We start from the raw sequence: 17,366 nt of genomic DNA, 5'->3' as shown, positions 1-17,366 counted from the left end.
CGACAACGGCGGGTGGCTCTTCGACCTGCGGCCTTTCGCAGCCCCGACTTTCCCGAGCCCGGGGCGAAACGGGTTCAATGGCCGCGGGCGAGGACCCGCCTGCGCAGCCGCATGAACAGGGGCACCAGCCACAGCAGCAAGGTCATGATGCCCAGGGTGCCGGCGATGGGCCGCTCGAAGAACGCCTGGACGTTGCCATCGGCCTTGATCATCGAGGTGATGAAGTTGTCCTCGAGCATATGGCCCAGCACGGCGCCGAGAATGACCGGAGCCACGGGAAACCGGTTCGCCTCGAGGAACCAGCCCAGCACGCCGAAAGCCAGCATCACGCCGATGTCGAACACGCTGTTGTTGATGGCGAAGGCACCCACCATGCAGAAGAGCAGGATGAGCGGCATCAGCACGTTGCGCGGGACGCGCAGCACCTGCTTGTAGGTCTTGATGGCGACCCAGCCCAGCGGAAGCATGAGGAGTTGCGCCATGAAGAACACGATGAACACCGCGTAGATGTTCTCGGGGTTGTTCATGAAGATCGTCGGGCCCGGGTTCATGTTCTTGAGGTACAGCACCCCGATCGCGATGGCCGTGATGGAATCGCCGGGAATGCCGAACACGAAGGCGGGAATCCAGGCCCCGGAAAGCGCGCTGTTGTTGGCGGCTCCGCTTTCGACGACGCCTTCCACGTGGCCCGTGCCGAACTTCTCCGGCGTCTTCGAGAACTTCTTCGATACGGCATAGGAAATCCAGGCGGCGATGTCGGCGCCGGCCCCTGGTAGCGCTCCGATGGCCGTACCGAGCAGGCTGCCGCGGATCGTCGCCATGGGATAGCGTTTCAGAAGCTGCCACTGACCGCGGAAGATGGCGCCGAAGCGATCCTGCTCGAGCCGCATCGGGGGCTCGCGCGAAACGACGAAACGGAAGATCTCCGACACGGCGAACAGGCCGACGAGCATGGGAATCAGAGTGACGCCCCCCGCCAGTTCGGGCCGGTCCAGGGTGAAGCGGGGAAACGCCGCGGGGTTCTCCATGCCCACCGTGGCGATGAAGAGCCCGAGCATCAGGGACACGAGGCCCCGCACGATGCCTCCGGCGGAAATGAAGATGGCGCATGAAAGGCCCAGGAGCACCAGCCAGAAGTACTCGAAGCTCGAGAACTTGAGCGCCACCTCCGCGAGACTCGGCGCCGCGAGCACCAGGATCGTCGTCCCGATGAGCCCGCCGATCACGGAGAACACCAGCCCCGCGCCCAGCACCAGTTCGGCCTGTCCGTTGCGGGTCATCGCGTAGGCCTCGTCGGCGTAGGCGGCCGACGCGGGCGTGCCGGGAATGCGCATCAGCGCGCCTGGAATGTCGCCCGAGAAGATGGCCATCGCCGTGGCCGTCACGATGGCCGCGACGGCCGGCACAGGGGGCATGAAGAACGTGACCGGGACCAGCAGTGCCGTGGCCATGGTGGCGGTCAGTCCCGGGATGGCGCCGATGAACAATCCGTAGAAGGCCGCGCAGGCGATGACGGCGAGGACGTACGGATCGAAGACGAGACCGAACGCGGTCGCGATGTGCTCCATGCCGGTCACCAGGCCCAGGCTTCGAGCAGACCCCAGGGCAACGCCACCCGGAGACCTGAATAGAAGATCGCATGCACCAGCAGCGTCGCGCCGATCGACACGGGAATCGCGACGACGGTCCGGACGCGAATCGCGAGCATCAGCGTGATCAACATCACCGGTGCACAGACGAAGTATCCGAGCACTTCCATGAATCCGGCGCAGACGGCAAGGCCGATGACGATCACGAGAACTGAGAGCAGACGCCGCGGATCGCCGATCCAGTCAGGCCATTCCGCCCAGGTTCCGCGGCCGGAATCGCGCAGACCGTGGACCATCAGCGCAATTCCGCACAGCATGAGCCCGACGGCGGCGGCGCGAGGGAACAGCGAGGGTCCCGGCTCTCCCGGGATCTCGGGAAAGGTCCCGGCGGTTGCGTAGATGGCTCCACCGATGGCAGCAGCAACAAGTCCCGACACGACGTCGTTGACGCGGATCATGCGGGCCTCGATGGACACGCGCCTGCCACCGGCAGGTTGCCCCGGATAGCAGACTGCGCGCGGAGCGGCAGGAACATGAACGGCAAGGGATACGGGGTCGGTGATCCGCGCGGGTACGTGCCCTACTTCGCCAGCCCGGTAGCCTTCATGAGCGCGCCGGACTCCGCGTCCGCTTTCGCCATGAAGTCGGCAAACTCCTTTGGCGCCTTCCATGCCTGACCGAAGCCGCGCGACTCCATGAACTGGCGGTACTCGGCACTGTCGTAGGCCTTCTTCGTGGCGGCGATCAGGCGGTCCTCGATCGGCTTGGGCAGTCCCTTGGGCGCCGCCAGACCGCGCCACACGCCGCTCTCCCACTTGGAGCCGGTGGCGGTCTTGAGCGTGGGCACGTTGGGGAAGAGCCTGGAGGGCTGCTCGTCCATGATGGCGAGACTGCGGACCTTGCCCGCCTCCATCAGCGAACGTGCTTCGGGATGCGAGCCGCACACGACGTCCACACCGCCCGCCACCAGATCCAGAAGCCCGGCGTTGTTGCTGACACTGGGCACCCAGGGCAAGGTCGTGGGATCGACGCCGAGGTCCTTGAGCATGCCGTACATCGACAGATGCCAGGATCCGCCACGAGCGGTGCCCGAACCCTTGAGCTTCCCCGGGCTGGCCTTGATGGCGGCCACCAGGTCGCTCACCGACTTGTAGGGCGAATCGGCACGCACCTGGATGGCGGCCGGATCGATGTTCACCAGGCCCAGTGGCGTGAACGACGCGCCGGTCACCTGCGTGAGGCCCTGGTGATGCATCATCGTGATTTCGGTGGTGATGAGACCGATGGTGTAGCCGTCTGCAGGCGCGGTGGCGATCGTCTGGTGCCCCATCACGCCGCTTCCACCCGTGATGTTCACCACGTTCACCGGTTTGCCGAGATCCTTTTCCATGAGCGCGGCCAGCATTCGCGCCACGGCGTCCGTTCCGCCGCCTGCGCCCCACGGCACGACCAGCTTGATGGGACGCTGCGGATAGTTCGCCTGCGCATGGACGAGCGGCGCGGCGAGAACGAGCACACAGGCAACGAGCCGCGTGAAGAATCGGGCCATCGGAATTTCCTCCCGCAGAAACGAAAAGCGCGCTTCACGAGCGCGCTTTTTCATTCCGCCGCGCGGCGATGCCGCGTCGTCTTGTTTATGAATGCTTGCGAATGAACTCGCGGATGCGGGGATAGATGCTCTCCCGGTACCGGCGCCCACTGAAGATACCATAGTGACCCACGCCTTCGACGAGATAGTGATCCCTCTTGCCGGCCGGAATCTTCCTGCACAGATCGTGCGCCGCCTGCGTCTGGCCCACACCGGAGATGTCGTCCAGTTCACCTTCGATGGTGAAGAGCGCGGTGCGCGTGATGTCTGCAGGCTTCACGAGTTCTCCCCGCACCGTCCACGTCCCTTCCGGGAGCGCGTGCTCCTTGAACACCACACGCAGCGTTTCGAGGTAGTACTCCGCCGCCATGTCCAGAACGGCGTTGTATTCGTCGTAGAAGCGGCGGTGCGCCGCCGCGCTGTCGCCATCGCCGACGATGAGGTGCTGGAAGAATTCCCGGTGCGCATCGATGTGCCGGTCGGCATTCATCATGATGAAGCTGATGTGCTGCAGGAAGCCCGGGTAGACGCGCCGGCCCATGCCGGGATAGTTCGCGGGCACGCGCTGGATCACCCGGCTCTCGAACCACGACAGCGGCCGGCCGGTGGCGAAGTTGTTCACGACCGTGGGACTGCGGCGGGTGTCGATCGGCCCGCCCATCATGGTCATGGTCAGCGGCGCGGTCTTCTCCTTGCGCGACGCCATCAGCGACACCGCGGCCATGACAGGCACCGTAGGCTGGCACACCGAGACCACGTGGACGTCCGGTCCCAGGTGACGGATGAACTCCTGGATGTACTCCACGTAGTCGTCCAGATGGAAGTGCCCCTCGTGCAGCGGCACCATGCGGGCATCCACCCAGTCGGTGATGTAGACCTCGTGTTCCGGCAGCATGGTGCGGACCGTGTCGCGAAGCAGCGTCGCGTGATGCCCCGACAAGGGCGCCACGACCAGCACGACCGGATCCCGGCGTCCCCGGACTGCGCGCTTGAAGTGAAGCAGCTTGCAAAAGGGCTTGACGACGGCTTTTTCGATGGTCACCGGCACGGTCTGGCCGTCCACCACCGTCTCGCCGATGTGCCACTGCGGCTTCTCGTAGCGCTGGACGAGGCGCATGACCAGTTCGTTGGCAGCGGCCATGGTCCGCGAATACGGGGTGTGTGCCCACGGGCTGTGCGGCTGCGAGAACAGCGCGTGGTTGGCGCCGGCGAGAGCTGCGAACGGGGTGAGCAGCGCGTGCTGCCACTCGTGCATTGCATAGAGCATGTATCCGTGACCTCCGGCGTGAAGTCGGTTCCGCGGCCGCATGACTCCGCGGCGACGTATTGCAACGTGTTGTTTTGTCGGAAAGCCGACAGCGCAGCAATGTAGGACCGCCGCTATGGGACGTCAAGATGCTGCAGCGCAGAACAAGCGAAAGCCGGGCCCGGATGGCCGGAAACAGACGGGAACAGACGAGGCAATGCGCAGACCGGCCCGGCAGTGTCCGGGCCGGGCTGGAGCGGTTACTTCTTGTAGGAGTCGTTGGCCTTGCGGATGTTGCCTTCGAGGTCAGCCATGAAGAGCCACTTGACCTGCTCGTTGCTGAAACAATAAGTCTTGCCGTCGGGCCCCATCTGGGTCACGGCGCAGTCGGTCTTGACCTTCTTGCCGTTGACGACGCCCCATGCGCAGTTGTCCCCGAGTTCCCCGGCCGCAACGGCGGTGGATGCGCCTGCGAGCGCCAGGGCCGCGGTGATGACGATTGCCTTCATGTTCTCCCTCCTGAAAGTGACGGATGTTCTGCGACGAAAGTCGGCCAGGCCCCGGGAGGTCATTCCTGCCAGAGGTCCGGCACGACGGCAAGAGTGCCCGGGAAACCCGCGCGAACCTCCGGGAAATTGTCTTGATGTCCCAGGGAAGGGCTCATCAATGTGCGGGCGTCGCAGGCGAGCGCGGAACAGGAGGAGACAGGACGGGACGCGGGACGTCGATTTCCGGCGTGGGCCGGTCAGACCGTGGCGAGCACCGGATCGTCCATGGCGCCCACCTGTTCCCTCAGTTCCAGGATGTGGTCCTGCCAGTATCTTGGCGTGTGGAACCAGGGGAACGTGACCGGAAAGGCGGGATCGTCCCAGCGGCGCGCGAGCCACGCCGCGTAATGCATGATGCGCAGCGTCCGCAGCGCCTCCACGAGGAGGAGCTCGACGCGGTCGAACTCGCGAAACGTCTCGTAGCCTTCGAGCACGGCCGCGAGTTGCGCCTCGCGCGCTGCCTGGTCGCCCGAGAGCAGCATCCAGAGGTCCTGGACGGCTGGCCCCGTGCAGGCATCGTCGAGATCGACAAAATGCGGTCCGTCGTCGGTCCAGAGGATGTTCCCCGCGTGGCAGTCACCGTGCAGCCGCAGCGTGCGCACCGGGCCCGCGGCATCGAAACAGCGTTGCGCCGCGTCGATCGCCATGTCGGCAACGCTTCGGTACGACGGTTCGAGTTCTGCCGGCACGTGCTTGCCCGCCAGGAGGAAGTCGCGGGATTCGCGGCCCAGTCGATCCACGCTGATCGCGAGGCGCGATCGGAACCGTGCACGCCCTCCGACCTGATGAAGACGCCCGAGGAAACGGCCGATCCAGCGGAGCACATCCTCACGGTCCAGTTCGGGCGCTCGCCCTCCGGCGCGCGGAAACACGGCGAAGCGGAATCCGCCATGCCGAAGAAGCGTCTCGCCCTTGGGATCGGCCAAGGGCGCGATGACGGGCACTTCGTCCTCGGCCAACTCGCGTGCGAACGCGTGCTCCTCGTGGATCTGTGCATCGGACCACCGTCCGGGACGGTAGAACTTGGCGACCAGCGGGGCGCTGTCCTCGATCCCCACCTGGTAGACGCGGTTCTCGTAGCTGTTCAGGGCCAGCAGACGACCGTCGCAGCGGGGTCCGGTGGATTCGACGGCGTCCAGGATGATCTCGGGCGCCAGTGTGGCGAAGGGATGAGCGGGTGCCTCCATGACCGGATTCTATGGCGTGCCGGTCCATCTATCGAGTGGAGGGGTCTCGCCAACCCCTTGGACGGCACGCGGCGGGCGCTCGATCGCTCGCGGCGTCCAGCATGCGGACGATCCGGATGCCGCGACGCCGCCGCTTGCGATATCGGTGCAGCGGGCCCCCGGCGGGTGGCTGCCCGGTCGCGTGCTACATTCGAAACGAAGCGGCCTCCGGCCGCGTCCACTCTGCGACGACCCGCCATGCGACTGCCCAGCATCCTTGCCTTCCTCGCCGTCTTCTCCCTCGCCCTGCCCGGATTCGCTCACGGCGACGACCGCTGCAGGCCCGGCATCGTGACCGAGGAGTCGTGGATCGACTCGGACACGCCCGGCATTTCGCTGTATGTCCGCAACAAGCACCCCGGATGCATGGACGTGCGCGGAACCCGCCGCGTGCTGCTGTACGTGCACGGTGCGACGTACCCTTCGGAGACGGCGTTCGATCTTCCTCTGGACGGGTTGTCGTGGATGGAATTCATCGCGCGGGCGGGATGGGACGTGTGGCTGGTGGATCTGCGGGGCTACGGACGGAGCACGAGGCCTGCGGAAATGGAGCGGCCCGCCACGGAGAATGCACCCATCGTGACGACGGATGTCGCCATCCGCGATGTCGGAAGCGCGGTCGATCACATCCTGGCCCGCAGGGGGGTGGACCGTATCGCTCTTCTGGGATGGTCGTGGGGCACGGCCATCATGGGCGGCTACGCGGCCGCACACCCCGAGAAGGTCTCCAGGCTGGTGCTCTACGCGCCCGTCTGGCTTCGCACGACCCCCTCCCCTCTGGCGGGCAGCGGACCCTTGCCGGCTTACAGAACCGTCACGAAAGATGCCGCGCACAAGCGCTGGCTGGCTGGGGTTCCGGAGAACAGGAAGGACGATCTGATCCCGCCGGGCTGGTTCGAGGCCTGGGCCGACGCCACCTGGGCCACGGACCCCTCGGCCGGTTCCGGCCAGTTGCGGGCGCCCAACGGCGTACTGAAGGATCTGCGGGAATACTGGCTGGCGGAGAAACCCTCCTACGATCCTTCCCGCATCACGGCACCCACCCTGCTGACGGTGGCGGAGTGGGACCAGGACACACCGCCCTACATGGCCCAGACCCTCTTCGCAAAACTGACGTCGGCGGCCACAAAACGACTCGTCATGTTCGGCGAGGGCACCCACACGATCATCATGGAACGCAACCGGTCGCAACTCTTCCGGGAGGTTCAGCTGTTTCTCGACGAGGACTTGCCGCGCTGACGCGTACGCCGGCGGAGGTCTGTCGACGGACCTCCTTCGCCACCGCGACCGTTGATCAGCGCCGCTGCCCGCGCGCGTAGAAGAAGAGTCCGACGCCCGCAAGCACCGGCCACAGGATCAGGGGGGGAACCGCCTGCCATGCGGTTGCGCGCGCCAGATCCTGGTTCTGCTGCAACTCGTTGCGGCGGACGGTGGCGGGACCCACCGCATCGCAGCTCTTCGTTTCCGGATGCTCGACGATCACCTCATCGGTATTCACGTCGGCGAAGACCTGGCCCGTGGTCTTTGCCGCGGCGTCGCGCTCCTGCTTGCAGGCTTCCTCGAGCGCATGGACGGTCGACGCTGCCTGGAAAAGAGGCGTCTCGAACGAATCCGCGCCGCGTTTGGCGTAGACCCAGTAGCCGACGTTGACGGTCGCGCCGAGGAAGGCCGCCACGATCAGGAGGACGGCGCCGACCGGAAAGGGATGTTCATTCTTCTGCATGATGCTGTACATCGACTCGCTCGTGCGCAGTGGGCAGCGCATCGGCTCGCCTATCGAGTGTTGACGGCATCGCACAGCGAAAAGGATGCCATGCGATGTTCCCTCGCTCAGGGATCGGAGCGGACCGATTGTCTCATCCCCGCAGGGTCCAGGGGAATTGACGGCTGAGACGCGGGATGACCGGCGCACAGCTCGACGGCGGATTGCCGTTCCTGCCGTCGACGTTTCTTACAGGCGCTCCGGCCTCATCGGTGCGCAGACGCTCGACCCCGTTGGCGGCTCATGCCCGTTCAATGCCCGTGCACCCTTGCGGGTGATGTCCCATACAGGAGAAGACACCATGCCCCGTCCCACCGGATCGCAACGCCGGTTTCCTGCCGTGCACTGCGGCGTTGCGTTCATGACCACCGTTGCGTCCCTGCTGTGCTGCGAGGTGCCCGTGCATGCGGAGAACATCGCCAACGCGCTCACCATCTACAGCAGTGCTCCCGCCGGGGCCGTTCCGGTCGACGCCTACAGGTCAGGAGGACAGACCGGCCATTCCGTACCCGGCTACGCGGTCGTGCGCCACGAACGCGGGATCGACCTGTCCGGGGGCAGGAACGAGGTGCGGTTCAGCGACGTGGCCGGCCTGATCGATCCCACCACCGTGTCGTTCCAGTCCTTGACCGACCCGGCGTCGACACGCGTCATCGAGCAGAACTTCCAGTTCGACCTGGTCTCCTCGGAAAAGCTGCTGCAGAAGTTCGTCGATCGAGACATCGCCGTGGAACAGGTGCGGGGCGACAAGGCGGAGAACTTCCCCGGCACGCTGCTTTCCACCCAGGGTGGACTCGTGCTCAAGCAGGCGGACGGAAGCGTGCGCACGTTTGCGCACAACGCTTCCGTCACGCTGCCCGAGCTGCCTGGAGGGCTCATCACCCGCCCCACGCTCGTGTGGGACCTCTACACCGAAGTGCCGGGCACCCATCGTGCGCGCGTCGCCTATCAGACGGCGGGAATCACCTGGTGGACCGACTACAACCTCGTGTACACCGAAGGCCGGACGGCCGGCGAATGCCGCCTGGACGTCGGTGCCTGGGTGAGCATCCTCAACCGATCGGGCGCATCCTATCCCGATGCCCGCATCAAGCTCATCGCCGGGGATGTGCACCGTGCGCCGGCGGCACCTGCCCCTTCGGCGAAGATGCTGATGCGCGCCGACATGGCGGCCACGGCGGAAGCGCCGCGCGGCTTCGAGGAGAAGTCCTTCTTCGAGTATCACCTGTACACCCTCGGCCGCCCGAGCACGCTGCCCGACAACTCGACCAAGCAGATCGAGCTCTTCCCTGCGGCCAACGGCATCGCCTGCGAGAAGACGCTGGTCTACTACGGCGCGGCCGATTACGGCTACGGCGGCGAACCCTACGTCGACCGCAACTTCGGCGTGGCCTCGAGCCGCAAGGTGGACACCTATCTCAGCTTCCGCAACGGCAAGGAGAATGGCATGGGGGTGCCCTTGCCGGCGGGCCGCGTGCGCGTGAGCAAGCTGGACCACGCGGACGGCACTCTGGAATTCATCGGGGAAGACCGCATCGACCACACGCCCCGCAACGAGACCGTCCTCCTCAAGCTCGGCTCCGCGTTCGACGTGGTCGGCGAACGCCGGCAGACCGACTTCAAGCTGGATACCTCACGCAAGACGATGACCGAGGAATTCGAGATCAGGATCCGCAATCGCAAGGAGGAGCCTGTGCGGGTCGTCGTCCGGGAAACGCTCTACCGATGGAGCAGCTGGAGGATCGTCTCTTCCACGCACACCGCGGAAAAGCAGGACGCCCGCACCGTGCATTTTCCGGTGGACGTGGCACCGGACAAGGAGGTCATCGTCCGGTACGCGGTTCGCTACAGCTGGTAGGCGCGGCCCCTTGCGCGGCGGTCTGGTGCGTGACCTTGCGCCAGACCCAGCCGCCCGGAACGTCCCGGCCGGTGAGCACGTAGCGCAGCACGTTGTCGTTGCGCAGGGTGAGAACCTGCTTGCGCCGCCCGCGGCCACGTCCACAGAAGAGAATCCGGTCTCCCGGCTCGAGCGCCGTCTCCGCGGGCGGCAGCAGAACGAGGCTCCCGTTGCGTTCCAGCGCGAGTGCCAGGACCGGCAACAGATCGTCGCGGAACTGGGGATCACGCACGACTGCATCCAGCGTCACCGCACGAACGCCGAGAATACCCAGCACGGCGGGCGCCTCCGAGGCATCCACCGTGGCGGACCAGATTTCGGGCACCCGCTCGTCGGTGATGCCGGCGATTCTCGCGAGCAGTTCGTTGGCCCAGGCGTTGTCGTGCGCGGACGCGGCCTCGAGGAACCGCGCAAGTGCGGGCGCCATGAGATGGGCGATGCAGGCGTGCACGACAACCATGGCCGGTTGCACGGCCACCGAGGCCCCGGCGGCCTCGAACAGCATGGTGGAGCTGCGCTGGTTGCTCCGCACCACCGTGAAGATGCCCGGAGACATCTGCCGTGCGATGCGGACGATGGACAGATTGATCACGTCGCTGCCGGTCCCGGCGATGATTCCCACGGCGCTGCCCACTCCCGCATGCTCGAGGACCGAGCGCTCCGTCCCCTGGCCGCAGATGGCACCGGCCGCCTGCGCGACGTCGGGCTCGGCCTCCACGATGGTGACGGCGTTGCCTCCCGCCGAAAGACTGCGCGCGGTGCGCGCGCCGAAGCGGCCGAATCCGCACAGGACCCAGTTGCCCACCGGTGGGAACAGGGGCTCGCGCAACGTCTCGTCCGGCGCAGCGGTGAGCCACTCGCGCAGAAGGTAGTGTCCCGGCTTCTTCAGGGCCATGGCGAGATGCTCGCCGAACAACGCGAATGGATCGACGATGTGATCCGTGTCGAACGCTTGCATGGACGACGACGCGAGGTCGGATTCGCAACGGCAGATGACGGGCAGGCCGGGCCGCAGCAGCTTCACCGTGGCCGCCACCGAAAGATTGGCGTGATCGTCGTTGGTCAGCGCCACCACACCGGCGCAATGCGAATGGTCAAGGCCGGCGAGCGCGAGCGTTTCAGGCAGGCGGACATCGCCCACGAGCGCGGGGACGTCCATCCGCAGTGCCGCCAGCTCGGCCTCTTGCACCTTGGCGGCGTTGAGATCGACGATGACGCAGCGCACGCCGCGGTGGTCGAACGTGTCCACCAGTTCGCTGCCGGTTTCTCCATACCCGCAGACCACGAAGAACGGCTCCTGGAGTCGTGCCACCGCGCGGCCGAACCGCTGCGTGGCGAGCACCTGCTGGAAGCCCGGATCCTGGGTGATCTGGATGATCTTGCCGATGGCGTAGAACCAGGACACCACCGTGAGATAGATGGTGAAGATGACCCACATCCGCTGCGCGTCGGTGAACGCGTGCGGACTTCGCCAAAACCGATGGTCGTCGCGGTGTAACTGAGGAAATAGAACGCGTGGAAGAAACTCACCCGCCAGGGCATGCCCTGGCCATCGGCACCGGGAATGAGGACCATGCCCAGGATCGACACGGCGTAACTCACGATGAGCGTAAGCAGCGGCGCGCGCATGCGCCGCAGGGCGAGGAACAGCGCACTGTTCACGGCGGTGCCGGCCTCAGCGCCTGAGCTGCGCCGTCTCGATGATGAGCAATACGGCGGACACGATGTTCGCCACGAACGCGCCACCGGACAATGACACGATGCTCGCCATGGTCTCGGGCCGCAACCCCCCGGGTGCCGCGTGTTCCGCGTAGGCCCAGACGATCGCACCCGCGATGAGCTGAAGGTCAGCGACGAGGCTGGTGGCAAGGTGCAGGGCGCCGACCTGGGTACGATCGCCGAACTTGAGCACCGTCGCGATGAGATTCACCACGATGGCGGCATACATCTCGTAGACGTTGTGCTGGAGCGGATCGTCGATGTCGCCCACGAAGAAACCGAAATTGAGCGTCATCGCGAGAATGATGAAGAAACCGAAGACCACTTTCTCGAGATTCAACTGAGCCCCCTGGAACCGGGATCGCGACCGCTGATTCTCCCACGAAGCATCCGCGAAACGACAGCATCGCCGTCAATGCACGCTCGTGTACGGGGCGATACACTGCACCGGTGAATACAGCTCGCCCGCCCGCATTCGATCTTCGCGCCCTGCCCGACGGATTCCTGGAGGATCCCTACCCTTGGTATCGGCGCCTGCGCGAGCAATCCCCCCTGCTGCAGTTGCCCGACGGATCCTGGTTCGTCACGCGCTATGCGGACTGCGAACGGATCTACAAGGATCCGAAGACGTTCAGCTCCGACAAGACGGAGGAGTTCCGTCCGAAGTTCGGCAGCTCGCCGCTGTATGTGCATCACACGACGAGCCTCGTCTTCAACGACCCGCCCTTGCACACGCGCGTGCGCCGGCTCATCGTCGGCGCGCTCACCGCGCGCGCGATCTCCGACATGGAGCCTGGCCTCGTGCGCCTCGTGGACGGGTTGCTCGACGGCATGCAGGCACGCGGAACGGCCGACCTCATCGACGATTTCGCCTCGGCCATACCGATCGAAGTCATCGGCAACCTGCTGGGCGTCCCGCGTGAAGAGCGAGGCCCGCTGCGGGAGTGGTCCCTCGCCATCCTCGGAGCGCTGGAGCCGCGGCTCACGCAGTCGCAGCTCGACCGCGGCAACCGGGCCGTCGAGGAATTCACGGTCTACCTGGAGTCCCTCGTCCGCCGCCGCCGCGCGGCGCCCGGGGATCCCGAGCGGGACGTTCTCACCCGGCTCATCGCAGGCGAGTCCGGCGGCGAACGGCTTTCCGAGACCGAACTCCTCCAGAACTGCATCTTCCTGCTGAATGCGGGGCACGAAACCACGACCAACCTCATCGGCAACAGTCTCGTCCTGTTCTCGGTCTGGCCGGAGGAAAAGGCAAGACTGATCGAGCAGCCGGACCTCATCCGGTCCGCGGTGGAGGAATGCCTGCGATTCGAAAGCTCGAATCAGATCGGCAATCGCCGCGCGCTCACGGACGCATCCGTAGGGGGGGTGCCCCTGCCGGCAGGCGCGCTCATCACACTTTGCATCGGTGCCGCCAATCGCGATCCGGCACAGTTTCCGGACCCGGAACGCTTCGACATCACGCGCTCGCCCAACCGCCATCTCGCCTTCGGATCCGGAACGCACCTCTGTGCGGGGCACGCGCTCGCGCGGCTCGAGGGCCGCATCGCCATCGGCCGGTTTCTCGCACGGTTCCCCAGGTTCCGTCTCGAGGGTCCGCCGGTGCGCGCGGGCCGCGTGCGCTTTCGCGGATTCCGGTCGGTGCCCTGCGTCCTCGACTGACCCGCCTCCCGCGGGAAACGCCTCAGGAGAGCAAACGACCTGCGAGGCCGGCCGGATGCAAGGGAAGGGGTGCCGCGATTTCCGGCGACAGGCGCACATCGTCCAGGCGGCATTCCTTCAGCAGATCGACGATCGAGCGCTCGACACGGTCGAGATCGTGATGCGCATGGAGCGTCCAGACATGCGACCGCGCCTCCATCTCGTCGAATGGCGAACGAAGATCGATGCGAATCGTCCCGTCGGAACAGGAAGACACGACCGCGAAGGGATCGCCGGTGCTCGAGCGAATCTGCCGGATCGCGCTCGTCGCGAAGAGATTGAAGGACGCTTCCTCGCGGGCGAAGGTGCCTTCCGCCACGGCGCAGTACCAGGACATGGGGGCGCGCGGAATGGCGAGCAGCGAGACGCCGGCGGGCGTCAGCTGCCGTGCAAGCAGGCGCGCCATGGTCATGCCCCAGCGGCCCACTCCGCCCGCAGTTTCCAGGAATGTCGGCGCGTGTCCTGCGGTCACCGACATACCTGCGAGGAAACGGATGTGAACCCTCTCGTCCGCGGAATCGATCTCGACGGGGGCAGGGTGCAGCAGTTCCACGCCGCCCTCGGCTGCGCCTGCGCGGACGAACCGGTGCAATGCGGCCGGCGACTTTCCCGCCGCCTCTTCGCCGGCCCCCCAGTGCCCCGGAGAGGGCGAAGCTCTCGACCGGTCCCAGCGCACCGGCAGCGCGCATGGTTTGCACGATCTCCCCGGTCTCCGCCACGGCCCCGGGGACGACGGCAGGGAAGGCTCCGGCCGTGACGACGAGAACCGGCATCAGGAAGACGCGGGCGGCAAGCGCGAGATCCTCTTCGGTCCCTATCCCGTTCACCGCATCGTCGACTGCACGCGCAGCCAGCAAGGCGGCCCCGGGGACCGTCCCCCTCAGGAGCGAGACGACATCGTCGTCATCACCTCTTTCCAGCGATCTGCGGACGCCTCGGACGAGTCCGGTCCACGCGTGGGAAGACCGGCCCTGGGCACGCGCGTCCCACGCCGATCGCAAGCGGTCATGCAGGGGTTCTGCCGGAAAGTCGGATGCGGGTCTAGGATCGGGAAGCGACGGCATGGCAGCATGAAAGGACGAGGGATCGAGAGACTAGCGCGGATCGACGTTTCGCAGAACCCGAGGGCGCGTGATTCCGCGGAGCGGCCATTGACGGGTCGCGGTGCGCCGGTGACACTCGCCCTGTCTCCTTGCCCACGCCGATACCGCCATGCTTCGCACCTTCTTCGCAGGGACACTCCTGCTCGTTGCCGTTTCGCCCGCGTCGGCCGCGTCGCTCCAGGACGAATTCGATGCGCTCGCCGACCGCGTGGAACCCAAGGTGATCGCCTGGCGCCGGGACATCCACCAGAATCCGGAACTCGGCAACCGCGAATTTCGCACTGCGAAACTGGTGGCGGATCATCTGACATCGCTCGGATACGAGGTCCGCACCGGGGTCGGGAAGACAGGTGTGGTGGCGGTGCTCCGCGGAGGGCTGCCCGGACCGGTGGTGGCGCTGCGCGCGGACATGGATGCGCTGCCCGTCACCGAAGAGGTCGATCTGCCGTTCGCATCGAAAGTGCGGACGACCTATGCAGGCAAGGAGACGGGCGTGATGCACGCCTGCGGACACGACACCCACGTGGCGATGCTGATGGGGGCCGCCGAAGTCCTCGCCGGCGTGCGCGATCGACTCCCCGGCACGGTGAAGCTGCTGTTCCAGCCGGCGGAGGAGGGTCCTCCGCCCGGCGAGGAAGGCGGCGCCGCATTGATGCTCAAGGAAGGCGCGTTCGACGAGCCCCGGCCCGAAGTCGTCTTCGGTCTGCACATCGGCTCGATGCTCAACGCGGGAGAGCTGGGTTACCGGCCCGGGGCGACTCTGGCCGCTGCGGACGTGCTCAAGATCGTGGTGAAAGGCCGGCAGACGCACGGTTCCGCCCCGTGGGGCGGCGTCGATCCGATCGTGACCGCGGCCCAGATCGTGATGGGCTTGCAGACCATCGTGAGCCGGCAGGTCAACATCGCCAAGGAACCTGCGGTCGTGACGATCGGCGGCATCGACGGCGGCATCCGCTTCAACATCATCCCGGATAGAGTGACCATGGTCGGCACCATCCGCACGTTCGACGAAGCGCTTCGGGACGACATTCACGCACGGATCCGGCGGACTGCCGAGAACATCGCCGAGGCCGCCGGCGCGAGTGCCGAAGTCACGATCGAGAAGCCCTACGCCGTCACCATCAACGACCCGGCTCTGACCGCACGCATGCTGCCGACGCTTCAGCGGGTGGCAGGCGCAAGGAACGTCCAGTTGCGCGATCGTCTGATGGGCGCGGAGGATTTCTCGTTCTTTGCACAGCGGGCGCCGGGGCTGTTCGTGTTCCTCGGCGGCACGCCCGCGGGCCAGGACCCCGCGAAGATGGCCTACAACCACTCGCCACGGTTCTCCATCGACGAGTCGGCGCTCAAGCTGGGCGTGCGCACGCTGCTGCACCTCACCGGCGACTACATGGGTAGGCAGTGATCTCCGGCACCCGCCGCCAGGACGGGTGCATTCGTCCGTGGCGGGCGCACGGACCTGCCGGGCGGTCCTTTCGCCGGCGCCGCTACGGGCCGGCCCGGTGAACTTCCTTGCCCATCTGTACCTGTCCCCTCCCGGCGCGGAAGGCCGGCTGGGCAGTCTGCTGGGCGATTTCGTCAAGGGACCGATCGTGTCGAGCGGCTACGAAGGCGAGGTGGCACGAGGCATACGCCTGCACCGCGCGATCGACACCTTCACCGACACCCACCCGGTCGTGCAGGCTGCCAAACGGCTGGTGTCGCCGCAACGAAGGCGCCACGCCGGCATCCTGGTCGACCTCTTCTTCGATCATTTTCTGGCACGTGACTGGCGCCGCTGGCATGAAGAACCGCTTGCCGACTTCGCGGCGCGAACCTATGTGGAACTCGCCGCCTCACCGCAGCCGGTTCCCGAACGCTTCGCCCGGATGCTTCCGGCCATGGCGAGCCAGGACTGGCTCCGATCGTACGAACGCCTGACCGGGGTAGGCAGGGCTCTCGACTTGATGGCGCGACGGTCGGCGGCCGGACTTCCCCTGGCGGGCGGCGTGTCGGAGTTGCATGGCAACCTTCGGGCATTCGAAGAAGCTTTCGAGCGGTTCTTTCCCGACGTCATCCGTCTGGCGGCCAGCCACGGTGCCGGACCGGGCGCTCCCCGGCTTCCCTGACGGATCCGATCCCGCCTCTCCGCGAGCCGGTGCCGGCCGTGGTCCTCACCCGTTCGACCGAGCCGCCTTCCGCCGTGGCACGAATCCGGCTTGGGGTCCCCAAAATTCTTCCATTTTGTTAATTTTGGAGATCCCGCCGTGAACCGCATCACTCAAGTCCTGGGCACTTCCCTGCTGCTTGGCGCCTCGCTGTGCCCCTGGGAAGCCCAGGCCATCTCCCTCGATCCGCCCATGAACCTGGTCTACAACGGCAGTTTCGAGGACATCGAGTCCACATTCATCGGGGACAGTCACGTGAACATGTCGCTGTTGCCCGGCTCCATGACCCTTCCGGGCTGGACGGTGTTCGGCGCGGAACTCGGCTGGGTGGGCATGGGCCAAGGTGACTGGGGTGTCGATGCCAAGGACGGGAACAAGCTGGTCGACTTCACCGGCTATCACAACGACGGCGTCTACGCCGGCGTGACTCAGGACATCCTGACGGACGTCGGTACCGTCTACGAGGTCGTATTCCACATCGGTCGCGGGGGAAACGGCGACGCGAACTATGCCGGGCCCAATGCGGTCCGCGCGATGGCCGGGGATCTGTCCGGCGTCTATCACGACGAGGTTTTCACCAGCTCGGGAGGCACGAGTGATCCGACGGCCTGGGAGCGCTTCAGCTTCCGCTTCACCGCACAGGACATGGTGACGACGATCTCGTTCCAGGGTGCCGGAAAAGGAGGGTGCTGCCTGGTCGGACTGGATGACGTGGCCGTGACGGCAGTGCCGGAACCGGGCACTTATGCCCTGATCGCGACGGGCGCACTCATGGTCGGTTGGCAACTGCGCCGCCGGCCGCGCCAGAACTCCAGGATGATCTGATCCGCCGGCGGGGCA

General features: G+C 66.2%; 16 protein-coding genes. 6 read left to right on the top strand and 10 right to left on the bottom strand.

Annotated features, from left to right (window positions below; genetic code table 11):
* Nucleotides 1-74 precede the first annotated feature (74 nt).
* From IPK20_07970 to IPK20_07945, 6 genes are all read right to left on the bottom strand, one after another.
* Nucleotides 75-1,568 (bottom strand): tripartite tricarboxylate transporter permease, encoded by a 1,494-nt coding sequence (locus tag IPK20_07970; GenBank protein ID MBK8016664.1) that lies wholly within the window; start codon nt 1,566-1,568, stop codon nt 75-77.
* A 5-nt stretch (nt 1,569-1,573) separates the two neighbouring features.
* Entirely contained in the window at nt 1,574-2,065 is a 492-nt protein-coding gene (locus IPK20_07965; protein ID MBK8016663.1) for a tripartite tricarboxylate transporter TctB family protein, read from the bottom strand.
* A 104-nt stretch (nt 2,066-2,169) separates the two neighbouring features.
* The gene (locus IPK20_07960) at nt 2,170-3,138 is read right to left on the bottom strand and encodes a tripartite tricarboxylate transporter substrate binding protein (GenBank protein ID MBK8016662.1); all 969 of its coding nucleotides are present in this window, start codon (nt 3,136-3,138) and stop codon (nt 2,170-2,172) included.
* 85 nt (nt 3,139-3,223) lie between these two features.
* On the bottom strand, nt 3,224-4,444 hold the full coding sequence (locus IPK20_07955; GenBank protein MBK8016661.1) for a polyhydroxyalkanoate depolymerase: 1,221 nt from the start codon (nt 4,442-4,444) through the stop codon (nt 3,224-3,226).
* A 239-nt stretch (nt 4,445-4,683) separates the two neighbouring features.
* Nucleotides 4,684-4,932 carry a hypothetical protein gene (locus IPK20_07950; GenBank protein ID MBK8016660.1) on the bottom strand — a complete coding sequence of 83 codons (249 nt, stop codon included), beginning with the start codon at nt 4,930-4,932 and terminating at the stop codon, nt 4,684-4,686.
* Between the two features lie 236 nt (nt 4,933-5,168).
* Nucleotides 5,169-6,158, bottom strand: a complete 990-nt coding sequence (locus tag IPK20_07945) for a serine/threonine protein kinase (GenBank protein MBK8016659.1) — start codon at nt 6,156-6,158, stop codon at nt 5,169-5,171.
* Nucleotides 6,159-6,395: 237 nt separating this feature from the next.
* Here IPK20_07945 and IPK20_07940 point away from each other — a divergent pair, with 237 nt between their 5' ends.
* Entirely contained in the window at nt 6,396-7,436 is a 1,041-nt protein-coding gene (locus IPK20_07940; protein MBK8016658.1) for an alpha/beta fold hydrolase, read from the top strand.
* Between the two features lie 55 nt (nt 7,437-7,491).
* On the opposite strand, the gene IPK20_07935 is transcribed toward IPK20_07940, so the two are convergent.
* Nucleotides 7,492-7,872 (bottom strand): hypothetical protein, encoded by a 381-nt coding sequence (locus tag IPK20_07935; protein MBK8016657.1) that lies wholly within the window; start codon nt 7,870-7,872, stop codon nt 7,492-7,494.
* A gap of 388 nt (nt 7,873-8,260) precedes the next feature.
* On the opposite strand from IPK20_07935, the gene IPK20_07930 reads away from it, so the two are divergent.
* Nucleotides 8,261-9,817, top strand: coding sequence for a DUF4139 domain-containing protein (locus IPK20_07930; GenBank protein ID MBK8016656.1), 1,557 nt, complete (start codon nt 8,261-8,263; stop codon nt 9,815-9,817).
* Here IPK20_07930 and IPK20_07925 read toward each other — a convergent pair.
* Nucleotides 9,783-11,105, bottom strand: coding sequence for an NAD-binding protein (locus IPK20_07925; protein MBK8016655.1), 1,323 nt, complete (start codon nt 11,103-11,105; stop codon nt 9,783-9,785). The two genes, IPK20_07930 and IPK20_07925, sit on opposite strands and share 35 nt — an antisense overlap.
* Nucleotides 11,106-11,531: 426 nt before the next feature.
* Complete coding sequence (locus IPK20_07920) at nt 11,532-11,915, bottom strand: hypothetical protein (protein ID MBK8016654.1); 384 nt, start codon at nt 11,913-11,915, stop codon at nt 11,532-11,534.
* A gap of 110 nt (nt 11,916-12,025) precedes the next feature.
* On the opposite strand from IPK20_07920, the gene IPK20_07915 reads away from it, so the two are divergent.
* Nucleotides 12,026-13,237, top strand: coding sequence for a cytochrome P450 (locus IPK20_07915; GenBank protein MBK8016653.1), 1,212 nt, complete (start codon nt 12,026-12,028; stop codon nt 13,235-13,237).
* A 22-nt stretch (nt 13,238-13,259) separates the two neighbouring features.
* Here IPK20_07915 and IPK20_07910 read toward each other — a convergent pair whose 3' ends face one another.
* Nucleotides 13,260-13,829, bottom strand: a complete 570-nt coding sequence (locus IPK20_07910) for a hypothetical protein (GenBank protein ID MBK8016652.1) — start codon at nt 13,827-13,829, stop codon at nt 13,260-13,262.
* Nucleotides 13,830-14,488: 659 nt separating this feature from the next.
* On the opposite strand from IPK20_07910, the gene IPK20_07905 reads away from it, so the two are divergent.
* The 3 genes from IPK20_07905 to IPK20_07895 all read left to right on the top strand — a co-directional run bounded on the left by IPK20_07905 (nt 14,489) and on the right by IPK20_07895 (nt 17,351).
* Nucleotides 14,489-15,784, top strand: coding sequence for an amidohydrolase (locus IPK20_07905; protein MBK8016651.1), 1,296 nt, complete (start codon nt 14,489-14,491; stop codon nt 15,782-15,784).
* Between the two features lie 97 nt (nt 15,785-15,881).
* Nucleotides 15,882-16,487, top strand: a complete 606-nt coding sequence (locus IPK20_07900; GenBank protein MBK8016650.1) for a DUF479 domain-containing protein — start codon at nt 15,882-15,884, stop codon at nt 16,485-16,487.
* Nucleotides 16,488-16,625: 138 nt separating this feature from the next.
* Nucleotides 16,626-17,351 carry a DUF642 domain-containing protein gene (locus IPK20_07895; protein MBK8016649.1) on the top strand — a complete coding sequence of 242 codons (726 nt, stop codon included), beginning with the start codon at nt 16,626-16,628 and terminating at the stop codon, nt 17,349-17,351.
* Nucleotides 17,352-17,366 lie beyond the last annotated feature (15 nt).

The organism is Betaproteobacteria bacterium (assembly GCA_016713305.1).
Taxonomy (GTDB): Bacteria; Pseudomonadota; Gammaproteobacteria; order Burkholderiales.
Note: the sequence above shows the minus strand (reverse complement) of the source record. Positions and strands in the feature narration are given on the sequence as shown.